A 17,201-nucleotide genomic window follows, 5' to 3' on the forward strand; every position below is an offset into this window, starting at 1 on the left:
GCGAGGGCACGCACCGATGGGTCCGGGACCCCCAATGCAGACCCAGCTCCACTGGGACCAAATGTGGGCCCAGGGTCCCTGTCGCGACCGGGCACGAAGGCGAACCCTTGGGGATTCGTGGAACCGATTTGCGTTCCGCCACATCGATATTCGGGTAAGAACGCACAGCCCGCGTCGCCCGCACTGAGGCGAGCAGGCCAACCCGTCGGAAGGGAAGAACCAGCGATGAACCCGCGTCAACGCAGGGGCATGGTGTTGATCATCGTCGCGGTCCTCGGAGCCATCGCGGTCTTCGCCGGAGTCTCGTCATACGTCAGCAACGTGAACACCCAGGTGGGGTCCAAGGTGACGGTCCTGGCGCTGAAGAAGTCGCGCTCGGCGTTCGCAGTGATCCGGCAGACCGATCTCAAGACCGTCGAGGTCCCCAAACGCTGGGTCGGTGCGCAGACGATCACGGATCCGAGCCAGGTGGTGGGCCACAAGCTCGCCGTCAGCGTCTCCGCCGGAGCGACCCTGACCTCGGATCTGCTGGTGGCACCCACCGACCAGACACAACATCAGCGCTTCATCACCATCAAGGTCGACGCGGTGACCGGAGGTGCCACCGCGGTGCGTGCCGGCGACTCCGTCGACGCGTATGCCGTCTACTCGGATGTCGAGGGACTGCCTAAGCAGGTGCGGGTCCTGGTGCACAACGTCAAGGTTGTGTCCGTGAGTTCCCCACAGTCAGAACAGAATTCGTCGGGAGCCAAGGGAACCAGCGGCTCGCCGGCCAACTACATCGCCGTGACATTGGCGCTCACCGCCGAGGACTCGTTGGCGGTGACCTACGCGTCCGCCTTCGCGGCCGACCTGCGCATCGTGAAACTGCCTCCGGTCGGCGAACAGGATTCGAGCAGCGACGACCCGTATGACGCGACGAAGCTCGGCGGCAAAGCAGTGCCGGAGGGATCGAAGTGAGCAACCTAGTGGTGATCGGCTGCGCCGATCAGGCCCTTGCCTACGAATTGCGTTCTCAATTGGACGAAATCGGCGATCTTGAGATCGGTTACATCGCCGAGACGACGAGCGAGTTCAGCGCCGCCGTGATCCGACTCGAGCCCGACGTCGCGATCCTGCACGACGCCATCGGCCCGCAGACCGCGATCGACGTGGTGCGCGAGCTGTCCCTGCGCCGTCCGACGATGTCGACGATCGTGGTGTGCAACGCCCCGTCCCCGGAGTCGCTCATGCCACTCGTCGAGGCGGGCGCCCGCGGCATCCTGACCTACCCGCTGGCCTTCGAGGAGGTCGAAGCCAGGCTGCGTGCTGCGGCTGAGTGGTCGCGGGCCATGACGGATGTTGTTGCAGCACCTCATGATTCGGTCGGAGGCGTCGGCGCGCGAGTCATCTGCTTCACCGGGTCGAAGGGCGGCGTGGGCACCTCGACCGTGGCGACGCACATCGCTCTCGACGTCGCCCGCGAGGTCCCGGGTTATCGCGTCGCGCTGCTCGACCTCGACCTCGAGAAGGGTGACGTTTCCAGTCTGATCGACGTTCGCTACCGCAGTTCGATCGCCGACGTCGCGCGCGTCTCCGACGACCTGAACGTGCGAACCATCGCCGACGCCGTCGTCCCGCACGACTCCGGTCTGCACCTCCTGCTCACACCGCATCAGGTGCAGGACGTCGAATTCATCACCCCGCAGTCCGTCCGCGTCATCATCGCCACGCTGCGCCAGGCGTACGACCTGGTGGTCATCGACGGTGGCTCACACGTGACACCGACCCAGGTGGCCGCCGTCGAGCTTGCCGACGAGGTCGTCATGGTGACCACTCCTGACGTGCTCTCCCTGCGCGGTGTTCGACGCAACCTGGATTCGTGGGACGGACTCGGCGTCCGCAAGGCAGACACGACCCGGGTGCTCGTCAACAACAGCAGCAAGCGCAACGCCATCCAGGCCGACCTGGTCCACCGCTTGGCCCAGGCACCGGTCATCTCGGTCGCACTCCCCTCGCTCCACAAGCAGCTCGAGGCCGCGGTCAACTCGCGCGATCCGCTCACCCTCCGGGAGACCTCCTGGTGGAAGGCGCTGCGCGCGATCGGCAAGGAGATCGAGGTCGTCCCGGTCAAGCCGCGGACCGATGTCGCGGCCGAGGCGATCAAGGCGGAGATCACGACCCGACGCAGCGAACGCCGCCGCAGTCGTGGCAAGCGGTGGCAGCGGGATGCCAAGGCCACCGGAGCAGAGTCCGGGCAGATCAGCATCGAGACCGTCGGCCTGCTGCCGACCATCCTGCTGGTCTGTGTGTTCCTCTGGCAGATCGCCCTCGTCGGTATGTCGTCCATCTACGCCTCGCACGCCGCGGATGCCGCAGCGCGACAGGCGTCGATGGGACAGGCGCCCGGACCGACCGCTTACGAGAAGGTGCCCAGCTACTTCCGGGACGGCATGAGCGTCGATCCGAGCACCAGGGCCCCGGCCGACGGCGTCGTGCACGTGCACGTCAAGGTGCCGATCTTCGTCCCCGGCGTGTTCACCGGGCCGTGGTCGATCGATGCGACCCGCAAGGTGGTGCAGGAACCATGAGCATTCGCAACGGAATTCGGCGATCGTCCGCTCGTGATCGCGGGGTCGCCAGCATCGAGGTCGTCGGCCTGCTTCCGCTCGTCGCGCTGGTCGTGTCGATGATCCTGCAGTTCGTCGCATCGGCATACACCGCGGATGCTGCCGAGTCCGCTGCGCGGGCAGCCGCACGTGCCTACTCGCTCGGACAGGATCCGACCGCAGCGGCTCGTCGCTCGTTGCCCTCGGGCATCCAGCCGGCATCGGTCACGGTGCACGGCCCGCGACACGCGGCGACCGTCACGGTGCACATTCCGCGGATGAGCGTGCTGCCGCTGCACGACGTCAGCAAGACGGTCGTGATGCCATGAGAGGGCACTTCTCGACCGCGTCCGACGAGCGGCAGGTGATCGCCCCGCGGACGCCGCGATCCAGCAACCAGCAGCCCCTGGACGACGCCGACGAAGCGGTGATCCGCCGGTTCAAGGCGATCCTGCTCGACGAGATCGACCTGGGCGAGCTCAGTCGCATGGACGCGTCGCAACGACGGGTCCGCCTCGAGCGCGTCATGGCCCACCTGGTGTCGCGCGAGGGACTGATCCTCAGCTCACGGCAACGCAATCAACTGGTCCGTCGGGTCGTCGACGAGGCCGTCGGACTCGGGGTCCTGGAGCCGCTCCTCGCGGACGACACGATCAGCGAGATCATGATCAACGGCCACCAGGAGCTGTATGTCGAGCGCTTCGGCAAGCTGCAACGGCTGCCGTCGGCGTTCTCCAGCGAGGAGCAGCTGGTGCAGACCATCGACCGCATCGTGTCGACGGTCAACCGCCGCGTGGACGAGTCGAATCCGATGGTCGACGCCCGCTTGCCACCGGACGCTCGTATGCCGCGCGGGGCTCGCGTGCACGTCGTGCTTCCGCCGCTCGCGCTCAACGGACCCGTCGTCACGATCCGGCTCTTCCCGAAGGCGTACGGCCTCGGCGAACTGCTGGCGCGCGGCACCCTCGACGCGACGACCGCGGAGTTCCTGCGCCGCTGTGTGCAGGCCCGTCTCAACGTGATCGTCTCCGGCGGCACGGCGTCCGGCAAGACCACCATGCTCAACGCGCTGTCCGCGTTCATCCCCGATCACGAACGCATCATCACCATCGAGGACGCCGCAGAGTTGTCGCTCGAGCAGGAGCACGTCATCCGCCTGGAGACACGGCCGGCGAACGTGGAGGGCACCGGTGCGGTGCCGATCCGCGAGCTGGTGCGCAACTCACTGCGGATGCGCCCCGACCGGATCGTCGTCGGTGAATGTCGTGGCGGTGAAGCGCTGGACATGCTGCAGGCGATGAACACCGGGCACGAGGGGTCACTGACCACGGTGCACGCCAACACCGCGGGCGATGCGTTGACCCGCTTGCAGACGCTGGCCTCGATGAGCGATGTGGAAATCCCGTTCCAGGCGCTGCACGAGCAGGTCAACCAGGCGGTCGACGTGATCGTCCAGCTGCAACGCGGCTCGGACGGAGCCCGCCGGGTCGTCTCGTGCGACTACGTCGCCTCCGAGTACGACGCACCGTTCCGCCTGCACTCGCTGATGCGTTGGGATCCGGGCGCAGTGGGACCGAACGCGAAACCCGGTGGCTTCGTTGCCGGTTCGGCTCCCGCGCGGCTGCGCGATCGGCTCGAGTCGGCCGGCGAACACCTCCCCGACGGTATGCCGGTGGTGGAGTGACCATGAACAGTCCGGTCCTGCTCCTCTGCGCGACACTGCTCGTCGCCGCCGTCTTCGTTGCCGGCGTACGTGACATCGCCGGGGTGCTCACCGAGCGCTCCCGACTGCACGACCTGATCCTCGCCGAGGACGACGCACCGCAGACCAGTGGCTTCAGCAAGCTCGACGCCCGGTTCCGGCGGACCCGGCCCGGACAGTGGGTCAACACCCACCTGGTCCTGGCCGGCATCAAGCGGCCGCCGTTGCAGGTGGCTCTGCTGGCCGCGGCCGCCGCCATACTCTTCGCGCTCATCCTGGACAAGCTCCTCGCGCCGGCCTTCGGCGTCCTGGGGCTGGCGGTGTCGGTGCAGGGCCTGCGGGTCTTCCTGCGCCGAGCTCGCGAACGTCGCCGGGAGGCCTTCATCCTGCAGATGCCGGAGCTGGCCCGCGTGCTGGCGAACGCCACCGGCGCCGGTTTGTCGATCCGGACGGCCGTCTCGCTCGCCTCGGACGAACTCGCCGAGCCCGCCTCGGAGGAGCTGTCCCGCGTGGCGCGGGCCATGCAGTTCGGCGACTCGTTGGAGAACGGGCTCACCGGGATCCACGAGCGCCTGCCGTCCCGGGAGATCCAGGTGCTGGTGTCGACACTGCTCGTCTCGTCGCGCAGCGGCGGCTCGCTGGTCACCTCGTTGCGGGACATCGCCGACACGCTCGAGGCGCGCAAGGAGACGCGTCGCGAGATCCGGACAACCCTGGCGCAGGCCACCCTGACCGGCTACATGGTGGCCGGGATGGGACTGCTGATGCTCGTCATGCTCAACACCCTCAACGCGGGAACCGTGGAGAAGATGACCACCTCACCCTTCGGCCAGATCGCGCTGGTCGCCTCCGGCGGCCTCTACGCCCTCGGCCTGTTCCTGATCCGCCGCATCACCCGGATCGAGCCCTGAGATGAGTTCGCTGATGCCTCTGGCGGCCGGCGCCGCGCTGACGACGTGCTTCGTGCTCTTCCTCCTCGGCTACCGGCGGATGCGGTCCGACGCCGCCGAGGGACTCGCCGTCGAGGACCTCGTCCTGCTGCGCGGCGCCCAGCGTGAGGAGGCCAAGGGCCTGCGGCCGCTGGAGAAGCTCGCATCCCGCTTCGTCCCGGCGGTGCGCCGGACGCTCGGCCCGAAGCGCACCGCCAACCTGCAACGCCGCATCAACGAGGCCGGCCGACCGAACGGTATGACGGTCGACTCCTTCCTGCGTCGGCTGGTCATGTGGTACCTCCTGACCCTCCCGCTGTGCGTGATGTTCCTCGGCCAGGGCAACCTGGTGCTGGCGATCGCACCCCTCGGCGTGCCGTTGCTGATGACGTTCGGCGGGCTGAGCGGCGCCCGGCGCAAGCGCCGCGAGGCCATCGACAACAACCTGCCGGACTTCCTGGACATCCTCGCGGTCACGGTCAAGGCCGGCGTCGCGTTCCGCCCCGCCCTCGCCCGCGTCGGTGAGCGTTTCGGTGGGCCGCTCGGCGAGGAGATCAACGTCGTACTCGGGCAGTTGCAGAACGGCGCGAGCATCCGGCAGGCCTTCACCGGCCTGAAGGAGCGCAACGCCGCGGCGTCGATGACACAGTTCGTCGCCGCGTTCCTGCAGTCCGAGGAACTCGGCGCACCACTCGCCGACACGCTGAACACCATCGCCACGGACATGCGGCGTGAGTCCGCACAGCGGATGCGCCGCAAGGCCGCCCGCGCGGCTCCGCAGATCACCCTGATCACGTCGCTGATCCTCGTGCCCGCCGTACTCATCATGGTGCTCGTCGGCATCGTGATCGGCTCCGGCGCCGACCTGGGTGGTCTCCTTGGTTGAGCACTTGAATCCCGCTGCGCCCGTGTCGAATCGGCTGTTTCGCATCGTGGTGCGCAGCGCCCTGTTCATTCGGCTCGCGGCACTCGTGCTGGCGGTCTCGGCATCGGTGTCGGTGAGTCGGACGGGCGGCTTCTGGGGGTGGGCGCTGGTGCTCGCGGCGCTGACCTTCGTCGGGATCACCGACCGGATGGGTGGGATCGGCTGGCTGCAACGGCACCCGGTCCTGGCGATGCTCGACGTGGGCGTGGTGACGATCATGATCTCGGTCACCGGCCCGGACAACGTGCTGCTGCTCGCGACCTTCCCGACGGCTCTGCTGATCGGTGCGCTGTTCCGCTGGTTCGTCGCGATGCTGCTGCTGCTCGTCCTCGAGCTGGGTTATCTGAGCGCGCTCGAGGCGCACACGGGGCTCGGCGGGGCGCCATACATCAGCACCGTCGGGGTGCCGTTCGTCTACCTGGCGATGGCCGGGATCGGCTTCGCCATCAGTTACGGAACGCAGCAGCTGACCGCGATGGTCGCGGAGCTGCAGCGGGTCCAGGGCGACCGGGCAGCCGCCGACGAGCGCGCCCGGCTGGCTCGGGACATGCACGACTCGCTGGGCAAGACCATGCACGGGATCGCCCTGTCCGCGGCGTCCCTGCCGCACTGGATCGAGCACGACTCGCGCCGGGCGAACACCATGGCCGCCGACCTGGCCACACACGCCGAACGCGGCGCGCAGGAGGCCCGCGCGATCCTCGTCGGGCTGCGCACCCACCAGAGCGACCGACCGCTGCTCGAGGTGCTCACCGAGCACTGCCACCAGTGGTCCGAGACGACCGGCATTCCCGTGCACACCAGCAGCGAGGGCATCGCCGATGTCGGCGACCGCGAGCGCGAGGTCGTGCTGGCGGTCCTCGCCGAGTCATTGGAGAACGTCCACCGGCACGCCGCCGCGCAGAGCGTCGACGTCGTCTTCACCGGCGACGCGGAACGCATCGCCCTCAGCATCCACGACGACGGCGTCGGTTTCGCCGACAGCCTGGCGGCGGCCGTCAAACGCAAGCGCTTCGGCCTGCTCGGCATGCGCGAGCGTGCCGTCGCCGCCGACGGTTCCCTGTCGATCGCCCGCCGTACGCCGCGAGGCACCACGGTCCAACTCTCCCTGCCCCGATGAAGGAGCTGACGCTGTCATGACGTCCCTGGACGCCCGCGGGGTGGAACCCGCGACCGCGAACAACCACCTGCGGATAGCGCTCGTCGATGACAACGAGATCATCCGCGTCGGGTTGCGCAACATGCTCGAGGTCGACCCGTCCCTGGAGGTGGTCGGCGAGGCCGGCGACGGACGCGCTGCGATCCGGCTGATCCAGCGCGAGCGCCCGGACGTGGCCCTGGTCGACGTGCGTATGCCGTTCGCCGACGGCATCAGCGTCGCCCAGGACGTCCACGAGATCACCAACGTGCTGATGCTGACCTACTCCGATGCGCCGGACATCATCCGCGGCGCGCTGACGGCCGGCGCGCGCGGCTACCTCGTGCACGGTGCGTTCTCGCCGCCGGAGCTGTCTGCGGCGATCCGATCGGTCGCACAGGGCGGATCCGTGCTGTCGCAGCCGGCGATCGACGCCGTGCACAGCGCCCTGACGGCGTCGGCGCCGCTGCCCGACGCGAGCCGGCACGACGTCTACGGGCTCAGCCGCCGCGAGCTGGAGATCATGGACCTGATCGCGACGGGCCTGGCCAACGGCGAGATCTCCGGGAAGCTGTTCCTCGCGGAGAAGACCGTCAAGAACCACGTCAACCACATCTTCGCCAAGCTCGGCGTCACCACCCGCTCCGCAGCGGTCTCTCTATGGTTGACCTGACGGGGCAGCACGCGCCCACGGCCCTCGGGCCCAGGCGGACATCGTGCACAGATGGGCCCGGGATTGGGCCTGCGGGCCCTGCCGATGAATACCCGTCTCGCATATTGTTTTCTTCATCAGGAAAAAGAAATCCCCGAGGGGGGACGGGAAAACTCTTCCCGTTGAATTCAATCAAGGAGAAGACCAATGACTCGTGCACTTGTTTCCACTCGTATCCGCCTCGCCAACGCTTTCGAGGCCCGCGCCGAAAAGGGCCAGGGAACGCTGGAATACGTCGGCATGATCGCACTCGCCGCCCTGCTGGTCATGGCGATCGTGACCGCCTTCGGCAACGGCAGCTCGCTGGGCACCAAGGTGACCAGCGCCATCACCAAGATCACCGGCATCGGTGGCTGAACCAGCCACCGGACGACGAATGGCCACCTCCTCCGGGAGGTGGCCATTCTTCTGTTGTGGGGCGCATTGGCGGCGCGCTCAGGACAGGAATCGCATTCAGGTGAGCTACAACAGAATGGGCGGCCATCCGATCGGATGGCCGCCCATTCTTTCGTATGCCGCGCCAGTGGTATGGCGTGACGACGATTGATTTCAGGTACCGCTGGACGCCTTCGCCAGGCGCAATGAACCACAGATGGATTCGACCTGCAACGGCGCCTTCAGCGACGCCGGGGATTTGGCGGTGACCGAAATGTACTGTCCGCCGGCGTCCTCGCCCATCAACACGAGGGTCTGCATCCCGGGCGACACATTGTGGTCGGTGTAGGCGAATTGATAGGCGTCCTGCAGCCCCGGCCAGCTCACCTTCACCATGCGCAGGTCCTTGACGTGTTCGACGTCGAGCAACTGGCCGCGGAACGCCTGCGCCTCCTGCTTCGCGGACTTGCCGTCCTTGCTGTTGGACCAGGTCACCCCGATCGCGACCCGCTGGGTGCCCTCACGGCGGGTGGACCCGTAGGTCACCGTGGTCGATGTGCTCTGCTTGACCGCATCGCCCTGCTGCTCGAAGGTCGGCGGCACCGCGAGCGACACCGGCCCATGAGTGACCCGCTCGGCTCCGCCGGGTCCGTCGGAGGCCGGGAAGATCGGCTTCTCGGTGCTCCTGGCGGACGGCGGCAGCGCCGTCGACGGAGCGACCGACTTGTCGGCCCCACCGGAGCTGCCGCCGCAGCCGGCGACGGACAGCAGGACGCTCACGGTGGCGGTCACGACCAGCATTCGTCTCATGACTGCACCTGAACGCCGGTCATCGTCTTGAAGCCTGGAAGGCTGACGTTCACGGTGGACACTCCGGTCGGCAGCGCGGGCAGTACGGCATACATGACGGTGCCGGTGGCGTTGACCGAGTCCGGGAGACTGCTGCACGCACAGTCGGTGTCCGTGCCGTCACCTCCGGCCGGGACCAGCGTGTAGGGATGAAATGTCTTCTTCGTCTGCGGGTCGACCACCCCGAGCAGGCGGGTGTCGAAGAGCGGCGGCCGCGCGAACTGGAACGACTTGGTGTTCGCCGTTGCGGACGTTGCGCTCTTCAGCCGCCAGGTGACCCGGGTCGCCTGCGCCGAGCTCGTCACCTGCAGCACCTCGGCGACGACCGCCGCCGAACCGGTGCTGCTCTTCAGCGTGCCCTTGCTCGAGGCGAGCACGCGCAGATCGTTGCTCGATCCCATGACCTTCGCGATCGCTGCGTCCGCTGCCGACGGCCCCTTGCCGGTCGGCTGTCCCCCGCCCGACGACGACGTCGTGCCGGAGCCGGCGGTGCCGGACGAGGACACCGTGCCGGACGGCGAGTGGCCACTGCACCCGGCGACGGCGATGGTCAACAGGGCGGCTGCGGACAGCGCAGCCCATTTCGGTCCCGTCCATTTCGGTGCGCTCATTTCGCGCCCCCCGTCTTGAAAGTCACGGTGACGCGCCGGTTCAGCCGTCGGCCGTCGGCCGTCGTGTTGTCGGCGATCGGGTCGTTCTCGCCCTTGCCGGAGGAGGTGAAGGTCAGGCCGTCCTTGTGCACCAGCTTCTGCAGCGCGCGTTGCACGGACTGCGCCCGCTTCTCCGACAACGTCTGGTTGAACGAGTCACTGCCCGAGCTGTCGGTGTAACCGACGACGGACACCTGGCCCGAGCCCTTCGCGGACAGCTGGGCGGCGACCTTCTGCAAGGTCCCCTGCGCCTTCGGTGTCAGATCGGCATTGCCGTAGTCGAACAGCACATCGGTGTCCACCGAGATGGCGGTCTGGTCCGATGTGCGTTTCGTGGCGGTGTCCGGATCCGCGACGTTGCTCACCAGCGGACGGATCGAGGGCTTCGGGTCGGCCTGCTGGATCGTCGCTTCGTCCGGCAGCTTCGGCCAGCCGTTGCCGAGGGTGACCGGCGACGCCGACGTCGTGGGTGCCGGCAGCGAGTCGGTGACAGGGACGTCGACGACAAGATTGCCGAACCCGAACTGCACGGTCACGCTCTTGAGGTCCTTCGGCAGCGGCGGCAGCACGGCATACCCGACCTGCGGTTTCGTCGTGCCGCCGTAGTCGGTGACGTCAGTTTGACTGCTGCACAGGCACTTCTGGCCGTTGGAGGCGAGCGGCAGGTAGAGCTTCAGCCCCTTCGTGTCGACCACCGACACCGCCCACGCCGAACCGACCGCGTATGACGAGCCGAGCCCGACGCTCGGCATCACCGCGCCCGGGCTCGCGCCCTTTCCGCCGATCGAGAAGTAGACCGCGGTGCCCCCGGGCACTCGCACGACGGCATGGATCGCGCCGTGGATCTCCGCGTTCGAGGGGTCGTTGTACCCGTTGTAGACGAAGGTTCCGGCGATCGGGATCTCGTCGGTGCCGGCTGCGGCCGCCGGGCCGGCAACGGCGCCGGCCAGCAGTACAGCGGTCGAGGCGGCGAGAGCACCTGCTCGGACTCGCACTCTGGAAAGCACGTCGGTGGTTCCTTTCTCCGGGGAAACGTCTCGGTCAGGACCTCGGTCAGTCCACCAGGCGAGGTTTCAACATATTGCGCAGCGCTTGCTGATCGTGGAGCACGAGGTGCCCGTCTTTCAGGTCGTAGTCGATCGTCGTACCGCCGCACACCAATTGGACGGGTTCCGCGGGTGTGCTGCTCGACGGAGTCGGTGACGGGGATGTGCTGGGTGAACTGGGACTCGGCGTCGGCGTGGGTGACGGGGTCGGCAGGCCGACGAAATGGCAGTCGCCCCACGGAACACCAGTGCGCGCAACGGCTTTCGCCTTGGAGTGCTGTCCGCCGGACAGCGCCTTGTCGGACGCGACCTCGACGGTGGCTTCGTCGGTGTGCCAGTCGTAGCAGTAGCTCGTCACGTGCGCACCGTTCTCTTTCGCGAGGCTGCGCGCGTCCGTTTCGCCCAGACCGCAGAAGAAGGTGTCGGGTTCGAACGGCCCGACCGGCAGCGTGCGCACGTCCTGAATGACATGTGCGACCACGTCGTCCGCGCCGGCCAGGGCGGCGGCATCGGCCGCGTTCTGCACCCCGGACTTCTGGTTGACCGCGGACCCGATCGGCAGCATCACCCAGAACGCGGCCGCGACCAGGCCCAGCAGGGAGCAGATGATCAGACCCGTGGCCACCTGACCGCTGTCGTCATCGGCTCGACGGAGCCGTCGCATCACGGTCCTCACCCGGCATACCTTCCTGTCGGCAACGCACATTCACGGCTTGGACGCCGGAAGTGCCCGATCAGATCCCGGTGATTTTGGCCAGGGCGCCACTCACGACATCGGCGAGGCTGGTGCCCTTCCCGAACGCGGCGACGATGGCGATGACCAGCAGAGCAGCCAGCGCGATCATGCCGACATACTCCAACGTCCCCTGGCCGCGTTCGCTGCGCGATCGGGAATGAACTCTGCTGGTCATACCGAACTTCCTGTCGTGGCTCCGGGTCGACGCACGGAATCTGGCGAAAAACCAGGCTACTGAAGGGAACCGATCGGTCACAGGGCCCACGGGCCCAGTCGAGCGGGGCCGGAACGACGAACCGGCCGCCGGAAGAATCCGACGGCCGGTTGGTGGTTGTACGTACGTGCGCCTAGGCGAGGTTCTTCAAAATCTCGCGCATCAACTCGGCGGTCTCGGACGGCGTCTTGCCGACCTTGACGCCGGCCGCCTCGAGTGCTTCCTTCTTCGCCGCGGCGGTGCCGGACGAACCGGAGACGATGGCGCCTGCGTGGCCCATGGTCTTGCCCTCCGGGGCGGTGAAGCCTGCGACGTACCCGACGACGGGCTTGGTCACGTGCTCCTTGATGTATGCCGCGGCACGCTCCTCGGCGTCGCCGCCGATCTCACCGATCATGACGATCGCCTTGGTGTCGGGGTCGGCCTCGAACGCCTCGAGCGCGTCGATGTGCGTGGTGCCGATGACCGGGTCACCGCCGATGCCGATGGCCGTGGTGAAGCCGAAGTCCCGCAGCTCGTACATCATCTGGTAGGTCAGCGTGCCGGACTTGGAGACCAGGCCGATCGGACCCCTGCCCGCGATGGTGTGCGGCGTGATACCGGCCAGCGACTCCTCCGGCGTGATGATGCCGGGGCAGTTGGGGCCGATGATGCGGGTCTTCTTGCCGATCGAGTAGTTGTAGAACTCGGCGGAGTCCTTCACCGGTATGCCCTCGGTGATGACGACCAACAAGGGGATCTCGGCGTCGATGGCCTCGACGGCGGCGTCCTTGGCGAACTTCGGCGGCACGAAAGCTACCGAGACGTTCGCACCGGTGGCCTCCATGGCCTCCTTGACGGTGCCGAAGACGGGCAGCTCCTGGCCGCCGATCTCGGCCTTCGTGCCGGCCTTGCGAGCGTTGACACCGCCGACGATGTTGGAGCCCGCCTCGAGCATCAGCGCGGTGTGCTTGGAGCCCATGCCACCGGTCATGCCCTGGACGATGATCTTGCTGTCAGCGTTCAAAAAGATTGACATTCTTGAAGATTCCTTTTTCGTATGCCGTCAGCGGATCACTTGGAGGCGAGCTCGGCGGCCTTGGCCGCGGCGCCGTCCATCGTGTCGACCTGGGTGACCAGCGGGTGGTTCAGCTCGTTGAGGATCGCGCGACCCTTCTCGACGTTGTTGCCGTCGAGGCGGACGACGAGCGGCTTCTTCGCATTGTCGCCGAGGATCTCCAGCGCACCCTTGATGCCGTTGGCGACCTCGTCACACGCGGTGATGCCACCGAAGACGTTGACGAAGACGGAGCGGACCTGCTCGTCACCGAGGATGACGTCCAGACCGTCGGCCATGACCTGCGCGTTCGCGCCGCCGCCGATGTCCAGGAAGTTGGCGGGCTTCACGTCATACTGCTCGCCGGCGTAGGCGACGACGTCGAGCGTGGACATGACCAGTCCGGCGCCGTTGCCGATGATGCCGACCTGCCCGTCGAGCTTGACGTAGTTGAGGCCCTTCTCCTTGGCCTTGGCCTCCAGCGGGTCCGCCGCACCCTTGTCCTCGAGCGCCTCGTGGTTCGGGTGGCGGAAGTCGGCGTTCTCGTCGAGCGTCACCTTGCCGTCGAGGGCGACGATGTCGCCGGCCCCGGTCTGGACCAGCGGGTTGACCTCGACGAGCGTGGCGTCCTCCTCGCGGTAGACGTCCCACAGCTTCTGCAGCACCGGAGCGATCTTGGCGCCGAGCTCGGCGTCGAAACCGGCCGCGTCGACGATCTCCTGCGCCTTGGCCGCGTCGATGCCGACGTTGGGGTCGACGGCGATGCGCGCGAGCGCGTCCGGGCGCTCGACGGCGAGCTGCTCGATCTCCATGCCGCCCTCCTTGCTGCACATCGCAAGGTAGGTGCGGTTGGCTCGATCGAGCAGGACGGAGAAGTAGTACTCCTCCTTGATGTCCGCGCCCTGGGCGATCATCACCGTGCCGACGGTGTGGCCCTTGATGTCCATGCCGAGGATCTCTGCGGCGCGGTCACGCGCCTCCTCCGGCGACTTGGCGACCTTGACGCCGCCGGCCTTGCCGCGGCCACCGGTCTTGACCTGCGCCTTGACGACGGTCACGCCGCCGGACTTGGCACCGATCTCGGCTGCGGCCTGCTCGGCCTGCTCGGCAGTCGTGGCGATCTGTCCGGCCAGCACGGGTACGCCGTGCGCCTCGAACATGTCGCGCGCCTGATATTCGAAAAGATCCACGCGGAATCCGTCCTCGTCCCGGGAGTCGGCCTCGCGTACCGGCCCGTCGCAGCGTGTACGCCGGCCGTGGCGTGAAGCAGGCCCCCTCATTGATTCGTGATGAACTTCTGAAGGGATGAGGTCTCCGCGCTCGCCGAAGCGACGTGTCCGGGACCTCGTTGTCCAGTCCGGATGCTAGTAGCCCCAGCGTCGAACGCACAGGCTGGCCCGGGCATACCCGTGATTACGTGATCCATCTCACGCTTCACGCTGATCGAGTGGCGCGAGGAACGAGCGCCGTATCCAGATCCGCGGTGCACTTCCGCCTCAGGTGACCCGCCGAGTCATCGGCACCCGTCCCTTCGTCGCGAGCGCGGCGAGCGTCCCCGCGAGCAGGGGTACCCCGATCGCGACGAGAAGCATTGTCGGCCACGGTATGACGGTGATGGCCGCCGACTGCTTGCCCTCGCCGAAATCCTGGATGGTCAACGGGTGTGACACCGCGATCCCCGGGACGAGTCCGACTGCTACTCCGAGGAGGGCTCCGAGAAGCCCGACGACTGCGGCATTGGCCCCCGCGGTGAAACGTCGCAACCGGGCGGGTGCGCCGAGTGAAGCCAATGTCGCACTGTCTCCTCGGGATTCGGCCTGCGAGAGCGCAGTCGACGCCAATGTTGCGACCAGCACCAGCAGGGCGAATACACCCGCGATGAGTCGGAAGATCCAGGTGTTGGGGTCGCTCGGGCCGCGTTCGACATACAGGTCCACGCCGGGTGCGAGTCGTTCTGTCATGGCAGTCTGCTGAGCTTGGCTGAACCCACCCGGCGCGCTGATCACCACGGCTGCAAGATGCCTGGCGCCCGGGAGCCTGTCCACGGCACTGCTCGCGACGAGACCACTCGGGTAGACCGAGTCACCGGCAGGCCCGCCGCGGTAGGTGAAGCCTCCCTTCCCGTCCTGCTTGCTGAAGGTGAACGCCTGCTGTGTGCTGCGTGCGATGGGCAGCGCAACAGCCCGTGAGACTTTCGTGCGCCCACCGGTCACTCTGCCCAGGACGAGGTGGACGTAGGTTGTGCCGTCCCGCCCCAGCTGCGGGAGAAGGACCTGCCCGGCGCGCAACGCGGCACGATCAGCGGCGGACAGACGGAACACCCGTGCCAACTCGTCTGGACCGGCCACGACGAGATCATCGCCCTGGCCGGGAACGAACATGGCTGAGCACGTGGTGCTTGCGCCGCCGCCGCTCACTGCTTGTGCGAGTGTCTGCTGATCGGTGCAGCCGCCGTCGCCCGCCGCCACGAGCCGCCGTGACTGCGACGTCGAAGCGGTCGACGGGCCGAACACGGACAACTGGGTGATCACGGCCGATGGCACGACCCGGTGGACGAGTGGGGCCGCCGACGCGATGTTCGTGCCTCCCGTGATCAGTCCCTCGCCCGTCTGCAACGGCGCAACGTACTGCTCGCGTTCGGCCGCCATGACGCTGCTGTACGCGACACCCACCGTGGTCAACAAAGCCATCGTGGCGAGGATCGCGCCGGTTGTCGCCACGGCCCGACCGCGCTGTCGGCTGATGTCGCGCACAGCGAGCCGCATCGGCAGTGGTAGCGCCGCCGCCCAGTCCCCGCACCTTGCGAGGATCCACGGGACCGCCAGCAACACCCCCGCGAACAGCGCAATCGCGCCCAGCACGATGGCGATGGTGGGAACGGTGTCCGTCGGTGCGCCCCGCGTTGTCGACACGAGGGCAGCCGTCACGAGTCCCCCTCCCACAACGGCCAACGCGATCCCGAGAAGTGGCAGCCCGATTCGCACCCGAGGCCTCGAGACATGCCCGCCGAGGACCTCGATGAGGTTCAGCCGGCTTGCCGCCCTCGCTGGGACATATGCCGCCACCAGCGCTGCGAATACCGCTATGCCGAAGAGCAACAGGCCCCATCCCCAACGTAATTCGAGCGGACCGGGGGCCGCGGCGCGTGGCGACCAGTGCGCGTATCCCTGCGTCGCCACATCTCCGGCCAATGCTCCGACAAGGAGCGAGCCGGCCGCGGACGCTGCTCCGAGCAGCACGGCTTGGGCCAACACGTATCGACGCAATTGACGTCGGCTCGCGCCGTTGCTCGCGAGTTGCCCCAGTGCGCGGCGGTGTCGAGCGCTGCTTGCCGCGAAAGCCGGCCCGGCGAGCAGCGCGATGACTATCACCAGTCCGGTGCCCAGCAGGACCCACACCGTGTTCGGCAGCGCCCTGGAGACTTCTTGGGACTGCTCAACCGGGTCTGCCTTGGCGACCGCGGGATGGTTGATGACTTCCCGACTGCGGACACTCAGCCCGTAGCGGTTCAGTTGCCGCACTTCCGGCCAAGCCACCGGAGTCTTGCGCTGCAGGATCCAGGTATGCGCTCTCCCGCGTGGTAACTCGACGATGCTCTCGGCACGGGGCGTCGACGCTCGACCCACCACCGTCACCTGCCGAGTCTTCCCTCGGGCATCGACCAAGGTCAGACGGCCGCTGATGGGAACACCGCTCGCAGCACCCGCGCGCGACACGAGTACTTGGTCGGGTGTCGCGGGCCAGTGTCCGCTCGTCAGTTGTGCCATTCCGGTGTACGCCGTACGCCGGCCATCGATGCCGAGGGTCTTCGCAGCGATGTTTCGGCCACCGACGCGCACACGTGGCTCGTCCGTTGTCACCGGGAGCACTACTCCCCCGGTGACCTGGCGCACGGCCGTCGCGGTCGGCTTCGCGGATCCGCCGGGCAACGCCAGCGGTGCAGCGGTCCCGGGGCCACGTAGGTCTCCGGTCGAAGTGCCATCAAAATTCTGAGCCGTCGTGCTCCCCGCGCCGCTGGTGAGTGTCAACAGCGCCTGACCGGATCCCATGGTCCGGTTGATCCCTTCACGCGCGCTCACGTCCTTGGTGAATCCGAACGTCGCCGCGGCACTGATGAAGAACAGCGGCAAACCGATCAGCAGCACCACCAGCGCTGCCCGCCCACGGTGCTTCCGTATGTCGCGGGCGGCGAGCCGCAAGGCGACCCGCCAGCCCCCGACATACCCTCCGAGGCCCCCTGAACCCCGGAGCGGGTGACTCTTGGTGGACTCCCCCGAGCTGCCCATCATTGCGGGGTCCCC

General features: G+C 67.6%; 17 protein-coding genes. 9 read left to right on the top strand and 8 right to left on the bottom strand.

Annotated elements, in window-relative coordinates; translation table 11 throughout:
- The first annotated feature begins 225 nt into the window (after window positions 1-225).
- The 9 genes from cpaB (at window position 226) to ACZ50J_RS17020 (ending at window position 8,351) form a co-directional block, all read left to right on the top strand.
- Window positions 226-960 (top strand): Flp pilus assembly protein CpaB, encoded by a 735-nt coding sequence (cpaB, locus tag ACZ50J_RS16980; protein WP_464298333.1) that lies wholly within the window; start codon window positions 226-228, stop codon window positions 958-960.
- Window positions 957-2,570, top strand: a complete 1,614-nt coding sequence (locus tag ACZ50J_RS16985; RefSeq protein ID WP_464298334.1) for an AAA family ATPase — start codon at window positions 957-959, stop codon at window positions 2,568-2,570. Before cpaB ends, ACZ50J_RS16985 begins: the two co-directional genes overlap by 4 nt.
- A complete protein-coding gene (locus ACZ50J_RS16990; protein WP_464298335.1) occupies window positions 2,567-2,917 on the top strand; it encodes a hypothetical protein in 351 nt (116 codons plus the stop codon). Before ACZ50J_RS16985 ends, ACZ50J_RS16990 begins: the two co-directional genes overlap by 4 nt.
- Window positions 2,914-4,272 (top strand): CpaF family protein, encoded by a 1,359-nt coding sequence (locus tag ACZ50J_RS16995; RefSeq protein ID WP_464298336.1) that lies wholly within the window; start codon window positions 2,914-2,916, stop codon window positions 4,270-4,272. The genes ACZ50J_RS16990 and ACZ50J_RS16995 overlap by 4 nt, the downstream gene beginning before the upstream one ends.
- Window positions 4,273-4,274: 2 nt before the next feature.
- Window positions 4,275-5,201 (top strand): type II secretion system F family protein, encoded by a 927-nt coding sequence (locus tag ACZ50J_RS17000; protein WP_464298337.1) that lies wholly within the window; start codon window positions 4,275-4,277, stop codon window positions 5,199-5,201.
- Between the two features lies 1 nt (window position 5,202).
- Complete coding sequence (locus ACZ50J_RS17005) at window positions 5,203-6,105, top strand: type II secretion system F family protein (RefSeq protein WP_464298338.1); 903 nt, start codon at window positions 5,203-5,205, stop codon at window positions 6,103-6,105.
- A gap of 22 nt (window positions 6,106-6,127) precedes the next feature.
- The gene (locus tag ACZ50J_RS17010; RefSeq protein ID WP_464298339.1) at window positions 6,128-7,264 is read left to right on the top strand and encodes a sensor histidine kinase; all 1,137 of its coding nucleotides are present in this window, start codon (window positions 6,128-6,130) and stop codon (window positions 7,262-7,264) included.
- Window positions 7,265-7,280: 16 nt separating this feature from the next.
- Entirely contained in the window at window positions 7,281-7,955 is a 675-nt protein-coding gene (locus tag ACZ50J_RS17015; RefSeq protein ID WP_464298340.1) for a response regulator, read from the top strand.
- Between the two features lie 186 nt (window positions 7,956-8,141).
- Window positions 8,142-8,351: a hypothetical protein gene (locus ACZ50J_RS17020; protein WP_464298341.1), complete on the top strand. Its 210-nt coding sequence runs from the start codon at window positions 8,142-8,144 to the stop codon at window positions 8,349-8,351.
- Between the two features lie 192 nt (window positions 8,352-8,543).
- Here the strand turns inward: ACZ50J_RS17020 and ACZ50J_RS17025 are convergent, their stop codons facing one another.
- From ACZ50J_RS17025 to ACZ50J_RS17060, 8 genes are all read right to left on the bottom strand, one after another.
- Window positions 8,544-9,179, bottom strand: coding sequence for a hypothetical protein (locus ACZ50J_RS17025; RefSeq protein ID WP_464298342.1), 636 nt, complete (start codon window positions 9,177-9,179; stop codon window positions 8,544-8,546).
- Window positions 9,176-9,829, bottom strand: coding sequence for a hypothetical protein (locus ACZ50J_RS17030; RefSeq protein ID WP_464298343.1), 654 nt, complete (start codon window positions 9,827-9,829; stop codon window positions 9,176-9,178). The genes ACZ50J_RS17025 and ACZ50J_RS17030 overlap by 4 nt, the downstream gene beginning before the upstream one ends.
- A complete protein-coding gene (locus ACZ50J_RS17035) occupies window positions 9,826-10,875 on the bottom strand; it encodes an OmpA family protein (RefSeq protein WP_464298344.1) in 1,050 nt (349 codons plus the stop codon). Before ACZ50J_RS17035 ends, ACZ50J_RS17030 begins: the two co-directional genes overlap by 4 nt.
- 46 nt (window positions 10,876-10,921) lie before the next feature.
- Window positions 10,922-11,590, bottom strand: coding sequence for a pilus assembly protein TadG-related protein (locus ACZ50J_RS17040; RefSeq protein ID WP_464298345.1), 669 nt, complete (start codon window positions 11,588-11,590; stop codon window positions 10,922-10,924).
- 58 nt (window positions 11,591-11,648) lie between these two features.
- A complete protein-coding gene (locus tag ACZ50J_RS17045) occupies window positions 11,649-11,825 on the bottom strand; it encodes a hypothetical protein (protein WP_464298346.1) in 177 nt (58 codons plus the stop codon).
- 172 nt (window positions 11,826-11,997) lie between these two features.
- Window positions 11,998-12,882 (bottom strand): succinate--CoA ligase subunit alpha, encoded by an 885-nt coding sequence (gene sucD / locus ACZ50J_RS17050; protein WP_464298347.1) that lies wholly within the window; start codon window positions 12,880-12,882, stop codon window positions 11,998-12,000.
- A gap of 35 nt (window positions 12,883-12,917) precedes the next feature.
- Window positions 12,918-14,090, bottom strand: a complete 1,173-nt coding sequence (gene sucC / locus ACZ50J_RS17055; RefSeq protein ID WP_464298348.1) for an ADP-forming succinate--CoA ligase subunit beta — start codon at window positions 14,088-14,090, stop codon at window positions 12,918-12,920.
- 306 nt (window positions 14,091-14,396) lie between these two features.
- Entirely contained in the window at window positions 14,397-17,189 is a 2,793-nt protein-coding gene (locus ACZ50J_RS17060; RefSeq protein ID WP_464298349.1) for an ABC transporter permease, read from the bottom strand.
- Window positions 17,190-17,201 lie beyond the last annotated feature (12 nt).

The organism is Flexivirga sp. G2 (assembly GCF_055397625.1).

Coding starts and splice junctions, on each gene's coding strand:
- cpaB (WP_464298333.1), top strand. CDS start 226: ATGAACCCGCGTCAACGCAGGGGCATGGTGTTGATCATCGTCGCGGTC.
- ACZ50J_RS16990 (WP_464298335.1), top strand. CDS start 2,567: ATGAGCATTCGCAACGGAATTCGGCGATCGTCCGCTCGTGATCGCGGG.
- ACZ50J_RS16995 (WP_464298336.1), top strand. CDS start 2,914: ATGAGAGGGCACTTCTCGACCGCGTCCGACGAGCGGCAGGTGATCGCC.
- ACZ50J_RS17000 (WP_464298337.1), top strand. CDS start 4,275: ATGAACAGTCCGGTCCTGCTCCTCTGCGCGACACTGCTCGTCGCCGCC.
- ACZ50J_RS17005 (WP_464298338.1), top strand. CDS start 5,203: ATGAGTTCGCTGATGCCTCTGGCGGCCGGCGCCGCGCTGACGACGTGC.
- ACZ50J_RS17015 (WP_464298340.1), top strand. CDS start 7,281: ATGACGTCCCTGGACGCCCGCGGGGTGGAACCCGCGACCGCGAACAAC.
- ACZ50J_RS17020 (WP_464298341.1), top strand. CDS start 8,142: ATGACTCGTGCACTTGTTTCCACTCGTATCCGCCTCGCCAACGCTTTC.
- ACZ50J_RS17025 (WP_464298342.1), bottom strand. CDS start 9,179: ATGAGACGAATGCTGGTCGTGACCGCCACCGTGAGCGTCCTGCTGTCC.
- ACZ50J_RS17030 (WP_464298343.1), bottom strand. CDS start 9,829: ATGAGCGCACCGAAATGGACGGGACCGAAATGGGCTGCGCTGTCCGCA.
- ACZ50J_RS17045 (WP_464298346.1), bottom strand. CDS start 11,825: ATGACCAGCAGAGTTCATTCCCGATCGCGCAGCGAACGCGGCCAGGGG.
- sucD (WP_464298347.1), bottom strand. CDS start 12,882: ATGTCAATCTTTTTGAACGCTGACAGCAAGATCATCGTCCAGGGCATG.
- ACZ50J_RS17060 (WP_464298349.1), bottom strand. CDS start 17,189: ATGATGGGCAGCTCGGGGGAGTCCACCAAGAGTCACCCGCTCCGGGGT.